Source organism: Pedobacter sp. MR22-3, from assembly GCF_026240075.1.
Taxonomy (GTDB): Bacteria; Bacteroidota; Bacteroidia; order Sphingobacteriales; family Sphingobacteriaceae; genus Pedobacter.
Window position 1 is genome coordinate 122,827 of the sequence record NZ_JAPIVF010000004.1, and the last position, 20,936, is coordinate 143,762.

General features: G+C 40.3%; 17 protein-coding genes. 9 read left to right on the forward strand and 8 right to left on the reverse strand.

The window, feature by feature from the left end; all coding sequences use genetic code 11:
• Window positions 1-45: 45 nt before the first annotated feature.
• From OQ267_RS10400 to OQ267_RS10410, 3 genes are all read right to left on the reverse strand, one after another.
• Window positions 46-840 carry a rhamnogalacturonan acetylesterase gene (locus tag OQ267_RS10400; RefSeq protein ID WP_265835830.1) on the reverse strand — a complete coding sequence of 265 codons (795 nt, stop codon included), beginning with the start codon at window positions 838-840 and terminating at the stop codon, window positions 46-48.
• Between the two features lie 76 nt (window positions 841-916).
• Entirely contained in the window at window positions 917-1,684 is a 768-nt protein-coding gene (locus OQ267_RS10405; protein ID WP_265835831.1) for a rhamnogalacturonan acetylesterase, read from the reverse strand.
• A gap of 57 nt (window positions 1,685-1,741) precedes the next feature.
• A complete protein-coding gene (locus OQ267_RS10410; protein ID WP_322974862.1) occupies window positions 1,742-3,589 on the reverse strand; it encodes a rhamnogalacturonan lyase in 1,848 nt (615 codons plus the stop codon).
• A gap of 383 nt (window positions 3,590-3,972) precedes the next feature.
• On the opposite strand from OQ267_RS10410, the gene OQ267_RS10415 reads away from it, so the two are divergent.
• From OQ267_RS10415 to OQ267_RS10425, 3 genes are all read left to right on the forward strand, one after another.
• Entirely contained in the window at window positions 3,973-5,973 is a 2,001-nt protein-coding gene (locus OQ267_RS10415; protein WP_265835832.1) for an alpha-L-arabinofuranosidase C-terminal domain-containing protein, read from the forward strand.
• A 20-nt stretch (window positions 5,974-5,993) separates the two neighbouring features.
• Window positions 5,994-7,535: an alpha-N-arabinofuranosidase gene (locus OQ267_RS10420; protein WP_265835833.1), complete on the forward strand. Its 1,542-nt coding sequence runs from the start codon at window positions 5,994-5,996 to the stop codon at window positions 7,533-7,535.
• A gap of 139 nt (window positions 7,536-7,674) precedes the next feature.
• Window positions 7,675-8,610 carry a glycoside hydrolase family 43 protein gene (locus tag OQ267_RS10425; protein ID WP_265835834.1) on the forward strand — a complete coding sequence of 312 codons (936 nt, stop codon included), beginning with the start codon at window positions 7,675-7,677 and terminating at the stop codon, window positions 8,608-8,610.
• A gap of 122 nt (window positions 8,611-8,732) precedes the next feature.
• Here the strand turns inward: OQ267_RS10425 and OQ267_RS10430 are convergent, their stop codons facing one another.
• The 4 genes from OQ267_RS10430 to OQ267_RS10445 all read right to left on the reverse strand — a co-directional run bounded on the left by OQ267_RS10430 (window position 8,733) and on the right by OQ267_RS10445 (window position 12,681).
• Entirely contained in the window at window positions 8,733-10,058 is a 1,326-nt protein-coding gene (locus OQ267_RS10430; protein ID WP_265835835.1) for a rhamnogalacturonan acetylesterase, read from the reverse strand.
• 187 nt (window positions 10,059-10,245) lie between these two features.
• A complete protein-coding gene (locus OQ267_RS10435) occupies window positions 10,246-10,692 on the reverse strand; it encodes a hypothetical protein (RefSeq protein ID WP_265835836.1) in 447 nt (148 codons plus the stop codon).
• 396 nt (window positions 10,693-11,088) lie between these two features.
• Window positions 11,089-11,979 (reverse strand): SMP-30/gluconolactonase/LRE family protein, encoded by an 891-nt coding sequence (locus OQ267_RS10440; protein ID WP_265835837.1) that lies wholly within the window; start codon window positions 11,977-11,979, stop codon window positions 11,089-11,091.
• Between the two features lie 78 nt (window positions 11,980-12,057).
• The gene (locus tag OQ267_RS10445; protein WP_265835838.1) at window positions 12,058-12,681 is read right to left on the reverse strand and encodes a hypothetical protein; all 624 of its coding nucleotides are present in this window, start codon (window positions 12,679-12,681) and stop codon (window positions 12,058-12,060) included.
• Window positions 12,682-12,767: 86 nt separating this feature from the next.
• Here OQ267_RS10445 and OQ267_RS10450 point away from each other — a divergent pair, with 86 nt between their 5' ends.
• From OQ267_RS10450 to murA, 6 genes are all read left to right on the forward strand, one after another.
• Complete coding sequence (locus tag OQ267_RS10450; protein WP_265835839.1) at window positions 12,768-14,453, forward strand: helix-hairpin-helix domain-containing protein; 1,686 nt, start codon at window positions 12,768-12,770, stop codon at window positions 14,451-14,453.
• A gap of 176 nt (window positions 14,454-14,629) precedes the next feature.
• Window positions 14,630-15,232 carry a DUF4254 domain-containing protein gene (locus OQ267_RS10455; protein WP_265835840.1) on the forward strand — a complete coding sequence of 201 codons (603 nt, stop codon included), beginning with the start codon at window positions 14,630-14,632 and terminating at the stop codon, window positions 15,230-15,232.
• 45 nt (window positions 15,233-15,277) lie between these two features.
• The gene (locus tag OQ267_RS10460) at window positions 15,278-16,300 is read left to right on the forward strand and encodes a glycosyltransferase family 9 protein (protein ID WP_265835841.1); all 1,023 of its coding nucleotides are present in this window, start codon (window positions 15,278-15,280) and stop codon (window positions 16,298-16,300) included.
• On the forward strand, window positions 16,293-16,790 hold the full coding sequence (locus OQ267_RS10465) for a SixA phosphatase family protein (protein ID WP_265835842.1): 498 nt from the start codon (window positions 16,293-16,295) through the stop codon (window positions 16,788-16,790). Before OQ267_RS10460 ends, OQ267_RS10465 begins: the two co-directional genes overlap by 8 nt.
• A gap of 452 nt (window positions 16,791-17,242) precedes the next feature.
• A complete protein-coding gene (locus tag OQ267_RS10470; RefSeq protein WP_088300732.1) occupies window positions 17,243-17,935 on the forward strand; it encodes a DUF4290 domain-containing protein in 693 nt (230 codons plus the stop codon).
• Between the two features lie 95 nt (window positions 17,936-18,030).
• Window positions 18,031-19,356 carry a UDP-N-acetylglucosamine 1-carboxyvinyltransferase gene (gene murA, locus OQ267_RS10475; protein ID WP_088300733.1) on the forward strand — a complete coding sequence of 442 codons (1,326 nt, stop codon included), beginning with the start codon at window positions 18,031-18,033 and terminating at the stop codon, window positions 19,354-19,356.
• A gap of 193 nt (window positions 19,357-19,549) precedes the next feature.
• On the opposite strand, the gene OQ267_RS10480 is transcribed toward murA, so the two are convergent.
• Window positions 19,550-20,911, reverse strand: coding sequence for a pyridoxal-phosphate dependent enzyme (locus OQ267_RS10480; protein WP_265835843.1), 1,362 nt, complete (start codon window positions 20,909-20,911; stop codon window positions 19,550-19,552).
• Window positions 20,912-20,936 lie beyond the last annotated feature (25 nt).

The following is a 20,936-nucleotide window of genomic DNA, read 5'->3' on the forward strand; positions in this document are numbered from 1 at the left end:
GATTTTCATTTTTATCTATCAGGTTTGGTGTCTCAACAAAAAGAATCATTTCAAATACCTTTTTAACTGATTTAATTTGAGCGTCCTTACGCCTTCAGCAACCAGGGATGCATTTAATTTTGCGCCTTCTTCATTGGTATGGGTATGGTCTTTTTCTGTGAAAAACATTTGCACTTGCGTTGCTGATAATTTTGCATATTTATCCTTGATCAATTGATTTAAAGGAATAAAACCGATCTTTTCTGCATGAGCTACCTCTTGTGCCCAATCGGCATATGGATCATTAACCAATACCACTTTTCCATCTCTTACCGGATTCCTTGGGATAGCAGAACATATTATTGCGATAGCCCCTTTTGCCTTAATATCATCAATAAATTTACGCAGGTACCAGCCATAAGTATACACTACTTCTTGCTTTTGCTTTATGGGATTGTAGATATTTTTGCTTTCCATTCCAATCCCTTTAATGGTTCCGCGGGCTCGTGCCGTATCGTCAAGCGGACTGCTGTCATTGTGCCCAAACTGCATCATCACAACATCACCTTTCTTAATTTTAGCCAGCACAGGTGCCCATAAACCATTGGTTTGGAAGGTTCTGCTACTTGTTCCGCCAAGGGCATCATTTTCTACATTAATTTTATCCGTATCAAAAAAATCACTGATAAAACTTCCCCAGCCCCACAAATCACCATCTCCTTTCCCCTTTCCGTTTTTCACAGTAGAATCACCAATTAAAAATAGCGTTGGCTTTTCCGGTTGTTTTAAAGTGATACAGGAGGAAATGATGATGCAGGCAGCCAATAAGATGAAGCATAAGGATGTTTTGTTTGATTTCATTGATGTAATTTTTCTTTTCTGGAATGATGATAGAGTTTTGTTTTATAAGGGTGCAGATTTATAAGCGTGCTGCTTGCTATAAAAGATAATTTTTCAATGTACATTTTTTTAATGCTTTAATCCCTTTTACTACTGATTGCGCATTTAATTTAGCCCCTTCCAGATTGGTATGGGTATGGTCGCCAGGAAAAAAAGATTTTACTTTTTCCGGTCCCAGGGCATCATATTGATCTGCCACGATTTTATTCAGATCTATAAAGTAAGCGTTTTCCTCTTGTGCCACTGTTGCGGCCCATTTCCCAAAATCCTGATCGGCACGAAGCACCTCTCCGTTTTTAAATTCATTTCTGGGGATCATGGAAACCACAATGGGTGTTGCTCCTTTGGCTTTTGTATCGCGAATAAATTTGCGGATGTACCAGCCATAGGTGTGCACAGTTTCTGTCTTTCCATCTGGCCAGGTCAATATTTTTGTCTCTTCGCCTGTGCCTTTTAAAACACCTCTTCTACCTGCTTTTGTAGTATCGGGGATGCTTCCATCGTTGTGACCAAATTGCATGGTTACAAAATCTCCCGGCTTCAGGCTCTCTAAAACCTTATCCCATCTTCCTTCAGATAAATAAGTCCTGGTACTTCTTCCGGCCATGGCATTATTTTCCACATGGATTTTTGTGGTATCGAAAAGTGCGGCGATTGGTGTGCCCCAACCCCAGGTTTCCAGGTTCAGATTCCGAACGGTAGAATCGCCGATCATATGCAAGCTAGGCTTAACCGGTTTGATAAAAGCAGCTGAAACCATTAGAATGGCAGCCGTAAAAAGTAATTTTAAGGTTGTTAATTTCATTTGATCTTATTTATTCAGGTTAAGCCATTCTAAAAGTAAAAATATGCTAACCGCATATTACTTTTTAGGATCTACCAATACGATATGAGGTTTTGGTGCCTTTTTCATTCCATGACCGAAATAAAACCCTGTATGTGGTGGCTGGTTATAGCCTACATTTTGCCAGGCAATACTCAAACGGTATTGTGGATCATGCATTAAGGTATAATTCCGGTATTCAGTTGGAATGATTGTGGTGTAAATCCGAAGGCTTTGATTGTCGGCAGCGCGAAGGATCAGTTCCTCACGCCAGTCGCCGAGGATATCTGCACTCAGTACCGGCGTAGCCTTAGTGCCGTTATTGGCCAGTGCACCATCAGCAGTTAAAAGCCTTCCATAGTTATACTTATCAATGTGGTTTCCATCTAAAAGTTCGCGCGAAAGATCGGCATCCCAATAAATTAAAAAATTGGCTGATTTTGGTTCCTCACCAATCCTGTTTCCCTTAATATCAAACAAGCCGTTTGAACCCGTCCACCACATTTGTGCCCCCGTACGGCTATTGTCAATGTTATCGGCCACGCCTCTGCCCACATCCTGATCATCAGCTCCATGCCATAAAATTTCGCCAGTTTGGGCATCATAAAGTGCGGCCCCCGGACCTTTTGTACCTTCTTCAATTTCATGCACACCAAAAACCTCCAGTCCGGGCCGTTCAGGGTCAAGATCAGTAACATGCATCGCATCCCCATGTCTTAAACCAGTGGTATATAAACCTTTGCCATTGTCATCAACACACATAGCACCGAATACGATTTCATCTTTTCCATCATGATCTACGTCTGCAACTGTCAGGTTGTGATTTCCCATTCCAGAATAAGGATTTGCTCCATTTTTCGTATCAAAAACCCACCTTGAGCTTAATTTTCCATTTCGCCAGTCCCATGCTGCCAATACTATTCTGCCATAATAACCACGCCCCATCACCACACTGGGATGAATACCATCTAAATAGGCAATGCAAGCCGTAAACCGGTCTACCCTGTTACCGGAGTGATCATTTTTTCCATTTCCGCCTTTGCCACCCCAGGCACCAATATTCCCCCGGCCAGGAATGTAGGGAGTTGTAGCCAAAGCCGCCCCTGTTTTGCCGCTGAAGATGGTGAAATATTCGGGACCTTCCAGTATTTTACCCTCAGGGTTGCGGTAATCTTTGTTGGCATTACCAATCACTTTTCCTTTTCCGTCTACTGTTCCATCTGCAGTTTTACAGGCAAATTCTGCAAGGCCATCGCCATCTAAATCGTAGACCATAAACTGGGTATAATGTACGCCTTCGCGAATGTTTTTACCCAGGTTAATTTCCCATAAAAATGTACCGTCTAATTTATAGGACTGAAAAATCGGGGGGTCTGTAAATCCATCCGAAGCATTGTCGCGGCTACGACCTGTTTGGTGCAAGATGATTTCATATTCACCATCACCATCCAGGTCGCCAACAGATGCATCATTAGGCGTATAACCTGCAGGGGTTTTTAACGGGACAGTTAAATATTGCCGAACAGGTGTGTTAGCGGCCAGGGTAAATGCCTGGCTTGTGCTTTGTTCAAGTCCCTTAATGATCGGTTTTACAACATAATGTCGGTCTGAACCGGTATTCACATTCGTATCAGTAAAATTGGTGCCCTGGCTTAATGGATGGGGATTTAGTTTTTGCTCTGTTTCATTTCCTGATTTGGCATAAAGATTAAAGGCAATGTCGTCCGGATCGGTTCCTAAAATCCGCCAGCTGACGAAAACAGCATTGGCACTTTTCCTCACCGCAACTAATCCACGTCCTAAATTTTCCATCTGGCGTTGTGCAAGCGTATTCATGGTAAAAAAGAAGATAAAGGCCAGTAAAAAGCAACCTGTTTTATTAAGCATAATGATTCTTATATTTAGGTTATCGGTTTTCGCAGCAGGCTTTAATATAAACATCAGTAAAAAATATACCCAAATTTACATGTTGATAACATAGAATTCCTGATGCAAATCATTTGAGCACCTTCTTTTTCAAACTTAAAGCATTCATTCATCATTCGTATCCTGGGGTATCCTGTTTATTCCGGGATACCTGAAGGCAAACCATCTGCCGATTGCTGCAGTTTAAAAACTTTACAATAGCTTTGGCTGCAACACCCGTCCCGAAATCATGCCTGTTTGAATCATCATCCAGTACAATTATTACAGAAAATAATCGTATACATAACGTTTATTATCCTAAATATTTTACTTTTACATTTAGAACAGACCAGATATTAAACCCAATGAAATTAAGTACCACATTAAAAAGCATTCTATATACCTGCATTTCCGCTTCATTCAGTATCATAACCATTCCGCAAACCTTAAAAGCACAAACCACCACCATGGTTAAAGTTAAGGTTGATCAGCCTATAGCAAAAGTTCAGCCTAATATGTGGGGTGTCTTTTTCGAAGACATCAATTTTGGTGCTGATGGGGGTATTTATGCCGAACTCATTAAGAACAGATCATTTGAATTTACCAAACCACTAATGGGCTGGACCGTTCAACGCAAAAAAGCGAACGAAGGAGAGATTCTGGTTGTCAACCGGAAAGAAGTTAATTCCGCCAATCCACGGTATATTCAAATCAACAATGAGGGTGGTGTTTTTGGAATCACGAATGAAGGTTTTAAAGGCATAGGCGTGAAGAAGGGGCTTAAGTATCATTTCTCTGTGATGTATCGCCAAATGACACCTGGTGTAAAGTTGCGCCTGCAGCTTTTAGGCGCTAATAATGAAGTCATTGGCGAAGGCGAAATGACTCCGGCAAATAGTGGTACCGAATGGCAAAAACAAGCTGCAAGTTTTACCGCCACCCAAACAGATCCAAAAGGAAAATTCGCTATTACTTTTGAAGGAAAAGGTAAGATCGATTTAGATATGATTTCCCTATTTCCGGATGATACCTGGAAAAGCCGTCCGCAAGGTTTGCGCTCTGATATGGTACAGCTTTTGGCCGATATGAAGCCTGGATTTATCCGCTTTCCGGGAGGCTGTATTGTAGAAGGAACAGACCTTGCTAACCGCTATCAATGGAAAAATACCATCGGCCCCATCGAAGACCGGAAAATGATCATCAACCGCTGGAACACTGAATTTGCAAACCGTGCCGCTCCGGACTATTTTCAGAGTTTTGGTTTGGGTTTCTTTGAATATTTCCAGCTGGCAGAAGATATTGGCTCAGATGCCCTGCCCATTTTAAATTGTGGTATGGCCTGCCAGTTTAATTCGGGCGAGGTGGCAGCGCTGGATGAGCTGGATCCTTATGTACAGGACGCGCTAGACCTGATTGAATTTGCCAATGGTGATGTAAATACAAAATGGGGAAAGAAAAGAGCTGACCTGGGTCACCCGAAACCTTTTAACCTTAAAATGATGGGCGTTGGAAACGAAAACTGGGGGCCACAGTACCTGGAGCGATTAGCCATCTTCACCAAAGCCATCAAAGCAAAATACCCTGATTTCAAAATCATTAACAGTTCAGGAACAGATCCTGAAGGTGATCGTTTTGATTTGCTCAATACAACCTTAAGAAAAAACAAAGCTGATTTTATTGATGAACACTATTATCGCCCGGCAGATTGGTTTTTGAAAAATGCAGGCCGCTATGACAATTATCCAAGAAACGAAACCAAAGTTTTTGTAGGAGAATACGCTGTTCACGCCAATCAGGATTATGTGGGCAGCAACCGCAATAACTGGCAAAGTGCACTGGCATCTGCATCATTGATGACTGGCCTGGAAAGAAATGCCGATGTGGTTCAGATGGCCTCTTATGCCCCACTTTTTGCGCATATTGATGCCTGGCAATGGGCACCTGACATGATTTGGGTGGATAATCTCAGGTCTTACGGCACACCGGATTATTATGTGCAGAAGCTTTTTTCCACCAACAAAGGTACGGATGTAGTTGCCATTACCCTGGATGGAAAAAACATCACCGGCCAGGACGGACTTTACGCTTCATCTGTGATAGACTCAAAGAAAAAAGAACTGATCATTAAAATTTCAAATAGCTCTGGTCAGCCAAAGATGATAGATTTTGATCTGGAAGGAAAAAGAAATTTGAAAAATAAAGGTACCGTAGAAGAAATGGCCAGTACCAATCTAAACCAGCTCAATTCTTTCACTGATCCTGAAGCCGTTAGCCCTAAAATATCAGCGATAAAAATTAAAGATAAGAAACTGATTACCAACCTGAAACCCTACTCATTCAACGTTTTCAAGATTCCGTTTAATTAATCATCCTAACCAAATATCATATGAAAAAAACACTTCTCTCCATAGCATTGCTTTGCAGTGCTATGTTTTCCGGTGCACAAACAGAAACCCTGCTCAGCATTAAGCCGGCGGGTGATCAAACCGTGAGCAGGCATATTTACGGCCACTTCTCTGAACATTTAGGCCGGTGTATTTATGATGGTTTCTGGGTGGATGAGAATTCTACCATTCCGAATAAAGGCAGAATCAGACTGGATGTGGTTGAAGCTTTAAAAAAAATTAAAGTGCCTAATTTGCGGTGGCCTGGGGGCTGCTTTGCCGATGAATACCATTGGAGAGATGGCATTGGCCCCAGAAATCAACGCCCGAAAATGGTCAATACCAACTGGGGTGGCGTAACGGAAGACAATAGTTTTGGTACCCATGAGTTTCTGGATCTCTGCAAAATGCTGAATTGTGAACCTTACATCGCCGGTAATGTAGGTAGCGGAACGGTAGAAGAAATGGCCAAATGGGTTGAATATTTAAATTTTGACGGCGTGAGCCCGATGACAGCCATCCGCAAACAAAATGGAATGGAAAAACCCTGGAAAGTAGCCTTCTGGGGCGTTGGAAATGAAAGCTGGGGATGCGGTGGTAACATGACAGCGGATTATTACAGTGATTTATATAAAAGATATGCCACCTATGCCAGGGATTATCCCGGGGCGCCCTTAAAGCGCATCGCCAGTGGCGCCAATGCTGAAGATTACAACTGGACAGAAACCTGCATGAAAAATATAGGTGCGGGCAGAATGTGGGGACTTACCCTTCACTACTATACCCTACCTACAGGAAACTGGAATGCCAAAGGCTCTGCAACAAAATTTGATGAGGAACAATACTTCAATACCATGAAAAATTGTTTACGCATGGAAGAAATTGTCAGTAAACATGCAGCCATTATGGATAAGTACGATCCGAAAAAGAAGGTGGCCCTGGTGGTAGACGAATGGGGAATCTGGACGGATGTAGAACCCGGTACAAACCCTGGATTTCTCTACCAGCAAAATAGCTTGCGCGATGCCCTCATAGCGGGTACCACCCTGAACATTTTCAACAATCATTCAGACCGGGTGAAGATGGCTAACCTGGCCCAAACTGTAAATGTATTGCAGGCACTGATTTTAACCGAAAAAGACAAAATGCTACTCACGCCTACCTACCATGTATTCGATTTATATAAAGTACATATGGATGCAAAGTACCTGCCAATTCAATTTACCAGTCCGGATTATACCTTAGGCGATAAAAAAATGGCGGCCTTGAATGTTTCTGCTTCGCAGGATTCTACCGGCGCCGTTCATATTTCACTGGTTAACCTGGATCCAAAAAATAAAATCTCGTTAAATACCAATCTGGGTAATTTGAAATGGAAAACCGTAACCGGACAAATCCTAACTTCAGCGCAGCTAACGGATGTGAATACCTTTACGGCGGCCGATAAAGTTATAAATGCAAAATTTAACGGTGCTAAAAAATCAGGAAATATGCTTAAAGTAGAATTGCCTGCAAAATCGGTAGTGGTTCTTGAATTAAAATAAAATGAGGGATAATAGCATCACGATTACCTTTTCTATATTCGCCATTCCTCACCAGGTTAAGATCCAAACTATTTATGATACGAGCAGATCTGACCAAACACTAAAAGTTAATGTTAATAACCAGCAGCTGTTTTAACAGATGAGAAGATTATTTCATATCACAATACTACTCTTCTGCATACTTTATAATGTTCAGGCACAATCAAAAAAAGAGGTTTACCTGTTCGCCTATTTTAAAAATAACGGCCAGGATGGTTTGCACCTGGCCTATAGCCATAATGCCTATCAATGGACCGCTTTAAAGAATGATTCATCTTTTTTAAAACCTGCCGTAAGTAAAGATAAGTTAATGAGAGACCCTTGTATCATTCGTGGTGCAGATGGATTATTCCATATGGTATGGACGGTAAGCTGGAAAGATAAAGGAATTGGTTATGCCAGTTCAAAAGATCTTATCCATTGGAGTGAACAACAATTTATTCCGGTCATGATGAAGGAAGAAGGTACCAGAAATACCTGGGCACCAGAAATTACATATGACAGCGACACGAAAAACTATATGATCTACTGGGCATCTACTGTAACCGGAAAATTTACGGAGACGGCTTCTGCCAGGGAAGATGCCTATAACCATAGAATATATTATACCACCACGAAAGATTTTAAAACTTTTTCTGAAACCAAACTGCTTTATGATCCTGGGTTTAATGTCATTGATGCATCCATTATAAATGATCAGGGAAGATTTGTAATGTTTTTAAAAGATGAAACTCCTGAACCGGTACAGAAAAACATTAAAGTGGCTTATGCAGATCAGCTTACAGGCCCCTATTCAAGGGCGGGCGAGGCAATTACCGGAAATTACTGGGCCGAAGGGCCTACCGCAATAAAGCTGGGAAAAAATTGGCTGGTGTATTTTGATAAATACCGCGATCATCAGTATGGCGCTGTCTTATCATCTGATTTAAAAAACTGGAAGGATGTTTCCGATCAGATTGCTTTACCAAAAGGATTAAGACATGGAACGATTTTAACCATCAAACAAAAGGAACTTAACAGATTGCTGAAACAGTAACTTCAATTTTAAAAGCCTAAAAATTGGCAGAACTTTGCTAGTTCTAAAACCGATTGTTGTTCTACATTTAAACTGACGAAGTTCCTCCCTTCATATGGCTACCTCAATTCGCAAGCCGGTATTTAGTTTCCGTCAGGCTTAATCAAGCTGCTTTTCGGACTTTCAGGCCACCTCCAGCTCATCGGATCATCTGGCTGAGCTGGATCAAAAGTTGGCAAATCATTTATCAGATATTTCAATAATCCTAATTTTTGCTGTTGAATGCCAAGCACCACACATCTGGCAATTTCATAAGCCCCGAAGGGGTTAAAATGGGTATTGTCAGCCAAGGCTTTATCTTGTCCGGGATAACGGTTTGCCGGGTAATGCACAAAGGCTTTTTTAGATTGTACTTCTCCCATGGCATTAAATAAACTGGTGGTCATGGCATTTAAATCAATTAAAGCGACATTTTCAGCTGCTGCTACTTTTCTGGCGGCATCTGGAAAATCGCCCAAAGTATTTTGAATTTTACCTTCCTGATCAAATGATCTTCTGCTGGTTGACGTTACAATTACCGGAATCCCACCTTTCTTTCTGGTTTCCGCAACAAACGTTTTAAGCCTTTCGGTATAAGATTGATAAGCACCATCGTGAGCACCCTTCTCTTTTTGGTCATTATGCCCGAATTCGATAAATAAATAATCGCTCGGTTTCATTATACTCAAGATTTTGCTTAGCCGCCTGCTGCCGATAAATGAGCCCAAAGTTAAACCAGATTCTGCATGATTGGCAATGGCTACGCCGGGTTTAAAAAACCGCGGAATCATCTGACCCCAGGAGGCCCAGGGTTCATCATCCTGGTTTACTACAGTAGAATTTCCCGCCAAAAATACCGTGATCTGATCATCCACTTTGGTAAGTTCCATAGTCTTCAGCACCGTATGCCCGTCAAATTCCAGTGTAAGCTTATTATCCCAATCCAGTTTAGTAAGTTCACGAGGTTTTAAAGCAACCATCTGCCCAGCTGCAATATTCCTGTTTTTAATATTCACGATAAAAGTTTTGGTGACGAACTCCCCCTGCTTTGTTTTCACTTCCGCCAGCATTAACCTGCGCGATTCAGCCTTAACTGTGCTGGCAGTAGCATCATTTGCATCTCCCATGGTTAAGGTTACCCGGTAATTACCCTCAGGCACTGCTGCTGAAAAATAGAAAGGTTTTTCGCTTTTTATACCGCTGCCTGGAAAAGCTTTTTTACCACTATACTTTACAGCTTGAACCACCGAGCCAAAATCAAAGCCATATTGTCCATTACTTTCAAAGCTGGTTTCAGGTAAAACATGCACATCACCTTTTAGGCCTTTTTCGGCTCCAAAGTCAAATCTCCAATGCGTTTGCTGTGCAAAAGAAGTGCCCGAAAGCAGTGTGAACAGAACCATTTTTAGCAACGCAGACTTTGTATTCATAGGAAATCAGAATATTTTAAAATGAATGCCAAAACATTTACTGCTCATAAAATTGCCTGCGGATATACACATAGATGACCATTAATGAAACAGATTGGTTCTGGCTTAAGCCAAAGCTTAACACGCAAATATCCCAAAACTCATACATTAAACCATCCTGTGCCAACCTGTAACGGCTAAGGATACTTTACAGCATATTGATGATACTGTGGTAGTAAACACTTGACTGGGCGGGCTGGTCTTGTTCAAAGGCCATTAATGCAAACTTTACTTTATGCACTTTCTTCCGGCTTAGATTCAGTTTAGTGTAAGGGATAAAAATAAATAATCCATCATTAATACTCGGGCTTATTGAAGTAGCTTGATTGGCTGTTGAAATTTTTCCGTTATCACAGCAATAAAAGTTAGTAAAACGTGTCAGTTCCTTTCCATTTTCCAGATAAAAACAGGTATTAAATAACAGATCTCCGGCATTATTTTTCCACCCATGAAATTTAGGATATATTTTCATTCCTTTTTCCGCATGATAAACCGCATCGTATACCACCTTAGCCGTTAATGCTTTATGCTTTTGTTGGGCATTAACCCTTGTAATCAGGAACAGGAAGATAAATAAAGACAATAATGGTTTCATAATCAGATCATTTCATACGAAACTACCTAAGGTGAAGTGCAATCAAACCACTCTTACCCTTTATGATCAAAAATAGTATAACCTGCTTCACACAATTCTACAGAATTACACACCTTTAAGCCCCTTATTTTAATATTGTTTACATCCATTCCGGCATGACCTGTTAGTAACAGGGGCCAATCACCTTAAATAAGAATTTTCAAGACGGGAATTGAAAATAAAAAAGCCCTTCAATCCTGAAAGGGCTTTTTTTAGTTGTCTATCCCTATAAGTAGGAACCCAAAACTAAATAATCACTTTAATATTTAAGGGGTCTGAATAAACTGAACAGGAATAAATTCAGTTCATTTTTAGCACTTCAACTGAATAAGGCTGAAACAACAAAATAACACCCTGTTATTCAACGCCTTTCATATTGGTTTTTATCATATAAAGTGACTTTGATGCCGTAATAAAAAGTATGTTGCGGTCTTTTCCTCCAAAACAAATGTTCCCGCACCAGTCTTCCGGAACATCAATATGTCCGATTTTTTCGCCATCCGGTTGGTAAACATCAACCCCTTTTCCTGTAATGTAAATATTTCCGGCATTATCTAAAGTCATTCCGTCTGAGCCTTGTTTAAAAACCAGTTTCCGGTTAGCTAATGATGCATCAGGATTAATGTCATAGCGATAGGTAACACCGGCTTTTATATCAGCAATATAAAGAAACCTGCCGTCAGGTGTGCCTACAATACCATTCGGACGCTCAAACCCTACGGCAGCTATCTGAGCGGTCTTTTTACCCTTAGCCAGATAATACACTTTCTCGCCATCCAGTGCTGATGATTTTCTCGTCCAGTAATCACGCTGATAATAAGGATCGGTAAAATAAATCCCTCCTTTGGCATCAATCCAGAGGTCATTCGGACCATTTACTTTTTTCCCTTCAAAATCAGAGAATAACACCTTCACCTTTTTATTCCGGTCAACTGACCAGATCTGGTTATCTTCATCGGCACAAACAATCAGGTTGCCTTTTTGATCAAAATAAGTTCCGTTTGCCCGGCCTGATTTTTCCATAAACAGACTCAGCTTTCCATTGGTGTCATATTTCCAGATGTGATCATTGGGTTGATCAGTAAAAAAAACATTACCCTGCCGGTCGACTGAGGCACCCTCGGTAAACTTAAACTGTGCCGAAATCAACTTTAAACTATCCTGTACCAAAATAGGGCGGGTAGCCTGGGCGCATGCAGAGGAATAAATAACGGTTATAGCTAAGAGGATTAAATAAAACTTTTTCATAACATCATATTGAGGCTGCAAAGAGCAGATTAATTTTGATGCCTGCAAATAAAACAACCATTAATATTTTTCAATCCCCTAATTGATCGGCTTCCAATCCGGATGTAAAGTCAAATAGGTATTGTTCAGGGGCTGATTAGCCGGATGAATCGTTAGCGCAATACTTTTTCCGTTCAGGAACTCGAAACTGATGCCATCCTGCATGGAATCATATATCACAACGGTATCCTGCTTTTCATTGAGGTACGAAGCCATTTGCTTCATGCCCGAAAATTTCAGTTGCGTATCATTTAGACTTCTACCTGTCGAAAATCCGTCCTTTGTTTTAAACTGGCTGGCAGTAATCCGGATTTGCTTTACCTCCTTTATCCGCATACTGGTATCACGATAAGCAGAATAGATGGCTACTTCATTGCGCTTTCCACGCGTTGAATCCCGACTGTACCAGATACCCCAGGCTTTGCCCATTGCAGCATCGCTTAGATCGGCTTTTCCTAAAAGTTTAGCCACCACCTGCACATCATCACCCAAAGAAATTTCTCCTGCTGAACGGCCCGGAACAATCAAGAATTTTTCTGCAATTTTAATCTTTCCTTCATCTTTTACAGTTTCAGCCACAGCACTTACCTCCGCTTTGCGGTTGGATTTACAGGCAAACAGGCTTAGGCTTAAACCCAGGAAGATCATTTTATAAAGTTTCATCACTGAAGAACAATGCCTTACAAATTCTGTTTGAAAAATTGCCGCCCCCATGAGTTTTAGCGCAATATTTTCTAATTTTACCCCTTATGGAAAATAAAACCATTGCCCGCACGCTACGCTTTTTATCGCAGTTGATGGAGCTGCATGAAGAGAATCCTTTCAAAATAAAATCAATAGCCAATGCTTATTTTAAAGTAGATAAATTGCCTTTTGCTTTAAAAGACAAACCATTGGAAGAAATTGATCAGATTGAAGGGATTGGTAAAGGACTGGCATCAAAAATAACCGAGCTGCTGCAAACAGGTGAATTAAGGGAACTAAATGAGCTGATACAGCAAACACCTGAAGGCGTGATAGAAATGTTGAGTATTAAAGGTATCGGACCAAAAAAAATTCTGATTATCTGGAGAATACTTGGCATTGAAAGCATTGGTGAGTTGTATTATGCTTGTAACGAAAACCGCTTAATTGAGGCTAAAGGTTTTGGTTTGAAAACCCAGGAAGAAATCAAAAATGCCATAGCGTTTAAACTGGCAGCGAACGGCAGATTTCTTTATGCTCAGGTAGAAGGCTTTGCCAACACGCTGTTTACACAGATTTCTGAATGGCTGATTAACATAGATAACCATTCGCTACTGGGATTTGCAGGGCAATACCGCCGGGCCTGTGAAATTATTGATGAGCTGGAATTGGTAATTGGAGCTGAAAACATGGAAATTGTAGCCGAACAATTAACATCTTTTGGGCCACTATCGCTTATTGCTGGTGATGAAGCTTTTATTGCCACTACTGAAGCTGGTTTAAGAATTAAAATCTTCCTGGTAAATAAAGCTGATTTTTATCTGGAATGGTTTAAACTTACAGGAAATCATGAGCATGCAAAAAAAGTACTTACACTTGCTGGTGATGGTCCTTTTGCAAACGAGAATGAAATTTACAGCAAAGCCGGACTCTCTTATATCGAACCCGAACTTCGAGAAGGTTTTGATGAAATTGAACTGGCTAAAACTGATCAGCTGCCTGTTTTAATCACCTACAAGGATTTGAAAGGCAGCCTGCATAATCACTCTACCTGGAGTGATGGTGTTCATACTTTGGAACAAATGGCTGTGTATTGCAAGGATGTATTAAATCTTCAATACCTTGGTATCTGCGATCACTCCAAAACGGCGGTTTATGCGAAGGGCTTAAATGAACAAAGGGTATTTGGCCAGCATCAGGAAATAGATGAATTGAATCAAAAACTGGCTCCGTTTAAAATATTTAAAGGCATTGAGAGTGATATTTTAAGTGATGGTTCTTTAGATTATTCAGACGATATTTTAAAAACATTCGATTTTGTAGTGGCATCGGTTCACAGTAACCTGCGGATGGATGAAGCGAAGGCAACAACTCGTTTGTTGAAAGCTATTGAAAATCCATATACCACCATTTTGGGGCACCCCACCGGACGTTTGTTATTAAGTCGTGCAGGTTATCCCATCGACTATAAAAAAATCATTGATGCCTGTGCAGCCAACCAGGTGGTGATTGAAATTAATGCAAATCCGCTTCGCCTGGATTTAGATTGGCGCTGGCATCGCTATGCCCTGGAGAAAGGTGTGCTACTTTCGGTAAATCCCGATGCACACCGAACAGATGGTTTCCATGATACACGTTATGGAATTCTGGTTGCCCGAAAAGGTGGACTAAGCGCAGACAAATGCCTGAACGCTTTTTCTTTGGAAGAAATAACCGCATATTTTGATGGAAAAAAAGATAACCGTCTTTAGTCTTTAGTCTTTAGTCTTTAGTCTTTAGTCTTTAGTCTTTAGTCTTTAGTCTTTAGTAAAAAGTTAAACCTCCTTTATTTGTTTTAATCTTTTCAAATTAAATTTGTGTCATCATGCCGAAGGGATCCGTATAATCACTCCGTAGGTAATCATCCTAAATTTAATATCTTTGCTACATGATCAGTGAAATTGCCAACCGCATATTTAATCAGGTTATTACCGATTACCATCAATTTGACGATATCGACTACCCAGTTGAAAATCCTTACGATGCAGAAAGCCTTGAACATCTTTTATATGTTAAAAACTGGATTGATACCGCACAATGGCATATGGAAGACGTAGTGCGCAACCCCAATATTGATCCTGCTGAAGGCTTAAGCTGGAAAAGACGGATTGATGCACAAAATCAGGTACGTACGGATATGGTTGAATTTATAGATGGCTATTTTCTGAATCTTTACCGGGGAATTACAGCTTTGCCTGATGCGAAAATCAACACGGAAAGCCCGGCATGGGCCATCGACAGGCTTTCGATCCTGGCGCTGAAAATTTACCACATGCAGGAAGAGGCAGAACGAGAAACGGCATCAGCTGAACACCGTGAACAATGCCAGGCCAAGCTGAATATTCTATTATCTCAACGCAAAGATTTATCGACCAGTATTGATCAGTTACTGGCCGATATTGAAGCTGGAAAGAAATACATGAAAGTGTATAAGCAGATGAAAATGTATAATGATCCGAGTTTAAATCCGGTGTTGTATAATAAAGCGTAGTTCCAAATCGTCATTGCGAGGTATCAATAAAAGCCACTGTCATCAATGGAAAAAATTATCGTTTTACGCTTTTCAGCCATGGGCGATGTGGCAATGGTGGCTTCGGTATTGAAAGAATTTGCTGCACAAAACCCTGCGGTTGAAATCATCATGGTTAGTCGAGCGGCATTTAAACCATTTTTTAATGAAATAAAAAACCTCACTTTCCATACCATTCAACCTAAAAATACCCACAAGGGCCTTTTGGGCTTGTTCAAACTTTTTAAAGAACTTCAAAAATATAAGCCTGCTGCTATAGCCGATTTGCACGACAATTTAAGGAGCAGAGTCATATCAGCATGTTTTCGTTTTACAGGAATAAAAATTAAGAGGATTGATAAAGGAAGGGCTGAAAAAAAAGCACTAACACGTTCAGTTAATAAAATTTTTAAGCCACTCCGCCAAACGGTAGAACGTTATGCAGATGTTTTTTGTGAACTGGGCTATCCGATTGAATTAACGCATAAGTTAAATCGCAAACCGCAGTTATTACCTGCAAATGCGGAATACTTGTTTCGTAATCCACTGCAAAAAAAGATAGGCATCTCCCCTTTTGCACAGCACATTTACAAGGTTTATCCTTTAAAAAAAATGGAGAAAGTGATTGCGCTGTTAAGCGCATCAGGCCATGAACTTTTCATTTTTGGCGGAGGAAAATCTGAACAAGCCATTGCAGAAAATTGGGCAAAACATAATGCAAACACACATAATTTAATCGGAAATTTCAGCCTGACGGAAGAACTTGCGATCATTTCAAATCTGGATTTAATGTTAAGTATGGATTCGTCGGGTATGCACATGGCATCCCTGGCTGGTGTTCCAGTCGTTTCGGTATGGGGCCCGACACATCCATATGCCGGTTTCTTAGGCTATGGGCAGTCTATAAACAATTGTGTGCAGGTTGATCATCCGATGCGGCCAAATTCAATTTACGGAAACAAACCCTGTATGTGCGGTGTTGAAAGTTGTATGGACATGATTGCCCCACAAAGCATTGTAAACAAAATTAAAGAAAACTTAAATGGCTAAGCAATTATTGTTGGTTCGGCATGGGAAATCCGATTGGGGGAATTTAGATTTAAAAGACTTCGATCGCCCACTCAATAAACGTGGTAAAGAAAATGCACCTGAAATGGCAGAACGCTTGTTAAAAAGAGGTTTCAAATTTGATTTGATGGTAAGCAGTCCTGCTAAACGGGCGAAATCTACTGCAAAGTTTTTCGCTGAAGCCTATCAGTTTGATCAGATTCAGTTTGAAGCGTCCATTTACGAAGCCAATACCCAGGCACTTTTAAAGGTGATTAACAGTTTAGATGATGATGCAAATACGGTTATCATGTTTGGACACAATCCAGGTTTTACCGATTTGGCAAATGCATTAAGCGATGCTGATATTTATAATATTCCAACTGCCGGAATGGTACTGATTTCTTTTCCTTTTGATTCATGGGCAATGGTGAGCAAAGGCACCGGAGACCTGGTGTTTTTTGATTACCCAAAGAATAGTGATGAAATGTAATTCCTGATTGCCACTGAAACACAGCGTACATGGAAAAATTAAAGAAGTTGTTACTTTGATCTTCGTATTGAAGAAAATTTCTAGTTCGATAACATAAACCGCTCATTTTCAATGATCTTTACATCTCGCTGTGTTCCTGTCAAGAGGGCAATGCAACAGGTTCAAAAGAACCAATATCTTTGTTAAATAAACCTGATTGCAATGGAAAGCCCCAATTTTCATTGGGCTTGTAATGAAAAGCAGGACTAAAAAATCAAAAGCACTACTGAGCCTACATTTACAAAAAAACAAGAAATCCCATTAATTTTACTACAATTGTTATATTTTGCTATCTTTGATTATAAATAACGAAAGTCCGGCAATAGACATTTCGGTGAATTCATAACCTCATCTCCTCCTGGTTATTTCATAATTCGTATCGCCGGAAGATTGATCCATTAAATTATCTATACATGAATTTTGATTATAATACGACGCGCAGTCACCTGATTTTATCAGAATATGGCCGCAATGTTCAGAATATGGTGAAGTATATTTGCGAATTACCCACCATTGAAGAACGCAATAAATATGCCCAGGCAGTTATTGACCTGATGGGATTCTTACAACCACACCTGCGTGATGTGGCCGATTTTAAGCATAAACTCTGGGATCACCTGCATATCATCTCTGGCTATCAGATTGACGTAGAAAGTCCTTACCCAAAGCCGCTTCCTGAAAATGCTTTTAAAAAACCAGAGCCGCTTCCTTATCCGCAGCAACGCATTACCTATAAACATTATGGTAAAACGGTAGAAAACCTGATTGAGAAAGCCATGCGCGAAGAAAACCCTGAAAATAAAAAAGCCATGGTTCAGGGAATTGCCAACTTTATGAAAATGGCTTATGTTACCTGGAATAAGGATAATGTGAGTGATGATACCATTATTAAAGATTTAAAATACCTTTCAGGAGGATTATTATCGCTGGATGAAGGTGTAAATCTGGCAAAAGTTGAATTCAGGGCACAGAATCCACGCCAGAATAACAACAATAATAACAACCGTGGAAGAACAAATAACAACAACGGAAAAAACCGCCAGAACAATACCAATAACAACAATAACCGCGGAAGAACAAACAACAACAATAAACCAAAATATTAAAGGAAAGGTAAAAGGCGGAAAGTGAAAGGAAAAAGGTTATAGATCTATGCCCACACTGATTGCTTGAGAATCGATACAAAATACTATAAAAATATATGAACGCATTTGAAATAACAGGCGGAATTAAATTAAAAGGCGAAATTACCCCACAAGGCGCTAAAAATGAAGCTTTGCAGATTTTATCGGCCGTATTGCTTACCGAACAAAAGGTAACCATCAGCAATATTCCAGATATTAAAGACGTAAATAAATTAATCGAATTACTGGGCGATTTAGGTGTTTTAGTGGAACGGATTAATAAAGACACTTATACCTTTGAAGCTAAAAATATTAATTTAAACTTCTTTGAATCTGACACTTTTAAAGCTAAAGGTGGTGGTTTACGTGGCTCCATCATGATTGTAGGTCCGCTATTGGCCCGCTTTGGCAAGGCCGCCATACCTAAGCCCGGAGGTGATAAAATTGGCCGGAGAAGATTGGATACACACTTTATCGGTTTCGAAAAATTGGGTGCCAAATTTGTTTACGACAGCAAAAAAGCCTTTTTTAACGTTGATGCCACCAACCTGCAAGGCGCCTATATTTTATTGGATGAAGCATCAGTAACCGGAACGGCAAACATCGTGATGGCCGCAGTTTTGGCCAAAGGAACAACCACCATTTATAATGCAGCCTGCGAACCTTATTTGCAGCAATTGTGCAAAATGCTCAACCGCATGGGCGCTAAAATTTCGGGTATTGGCTCCAATTTATTAACCATTGAAGGTGTTAAAGTTTTAGGTGGAACGGAACACCGGATGTTACCTGATATGATTGAAATCGGATCTTTCATCGGTATGGCAGCGATGACAGAATCAGAAATCACGATCAAAAATGTGTGCTATGATGAGCTTGGCGTTATTCCTGAAGTATTTAAGAAATTAGGTATTAAATTAGAGCGCCGCGGTGATGATATTTATATTCCGTCTCAAAAACACTATGAAATTGATACCTTTATAGATGGTTCGATTTTAACCATTGCCGATTCCCCGTGGCCTGGTTTTACGCCAGATTTATTAAGTATCGTTTTGGTGGTGGCTACGCAAGCGAAAGGAAATGTGCTTATTCACCAGAAAATGTTCGAAAGCCGTTTATTCTTCGTGGATAAACTGATTGATATGGGTGCACAAATTATTCTTTGTGATCCGCACCGTGCTACTGTTAATGGTATTGATAAAAAATATAAACTTCGTGGAATCAGTATGACCTCTCCTGACATCAGGGCAGGTGTTTCCTTACTGATTGCAGCGCTTTCTGCAGAAGGTAAATCAACCATTTACAACATCGAGCAGATTGAACGTGGTTACCAGGATATTGATACGCGTTTACGTGCCTTAGGTGCACAAATTAAACGCGTAAATGCGGATGCGCCAAGTCATTAGAAAGCCGAGGGTTTAAGGTAAAACCCACCGCTAAAGCATCGATTAAAAAAAAGCCCAAGTAGAAATTTACTTGGGCTTTTTTTTGTTCTCGTCATTGCGAGAAGGGACGACGAAGCAATCTTACAATGATCGCTATTCGAAGCCTAAAGCACTAAGATCCCTTCCATAACTCGGAATAACGATTTTTTCTGTTCTACCCAGAAATCGCATTGATAATATCATATTGTGTAATAATCTCAATCTTACCGGATGCATCTTCAACCAAAACAGCAGAGTTTTCTTTATTAATTAATGATGAAATTTTATCAATTGAAGTATTCAAATCAACAAAAGGAAAAGTAGCGGTCATAATTTCTGAAATCGGTGCCGATTTCAAACCTGGATTTTCGAGTAATGCGGTTAAAATATCACTCTCTGCAATTTTACCTACAATCATGCCCTGCTGTGTTACCGGAATCTGAGAGATATTCATTGATTTAATGGTATTGATCGCTTCTAAAACAGATTTCTGTGTATCAAGCGTCACAATCTCTGTAGATTCTTTCTTTGCGATGATTGATTTTGCCGTCAGTTTTTCATCCTGTAAAAACCCACGTTCACGCAGCCAGTCTTCATTATACATTTTACCCATATAACGACTGCCATGATCATGAAAAATCACGACTACCACATCTTCTGGTTTTAATTTATCCTTTAACTGAATTAAACCACCGATGGCTGCTCCTGCTGAGTTTCCTACAAAAATCCCCTCTTTGCGGGCAATATCGCGGGTCATTAAAGCCGCATCCTTATCCGTAACCTTTTCAAATAAGTCGATGACATCAAAATTGACGTTTGCCGGCAGAAAATCCTCTCCAATTCCTTCGGTGATATAAGGATAAATTTCATCCTTATCGAAAATGCCGGTTTCCTTGTATTTTTTAAAAACCGAACCATACGTATCTATTCCCCAGATTTGTATATTGGGATTCTTTTCCTTTAAATATTTACCCGTACCGGAAATGGTGCCACCGGTACCTACACCAACTACGAGATGGGTAATTTTACCTTCTGTCTGCTCCCAAATTTCCGGACCCGTTTGCTCATAATGCGCCTGAGAATTGGCCAAATTATCATACTGATTGGGTTTCCATGAATTGGGTACTTCACGCTCCAGACGAGACGATACCGAATAATAAGAACGCGGATCTTCAGGCTCAACATTGGTAGGGCAAACAATTACCTCAGCACCAAAAGCACGCAAAGCATCAACCTTTTCTTTTGATTGCTTATCTGTGGTAGTGAAAATACATTTATAGCCCTTAATAATGGCGGCCATGGCCAAGCCCATTCCGGTATTACCTGAAGTACCTTCGATAATGGTTCCACCTGGTTTTAATTTACCATTACGCTCCGCATCTTCAATCATCTTAACCGCCATACGATCTTTGATTGAATTGCCTGGATTAGTCGTTTCTATTTTGGCTAAAATTGTACCCGGAACATTCTTTGTTATTGTATTTAATTTTACCAAAGGCGTATTGCCAATGGTTTCTAAAATATTATTGTACCACATGCAACAAATTTAAGCAAAGGCATTA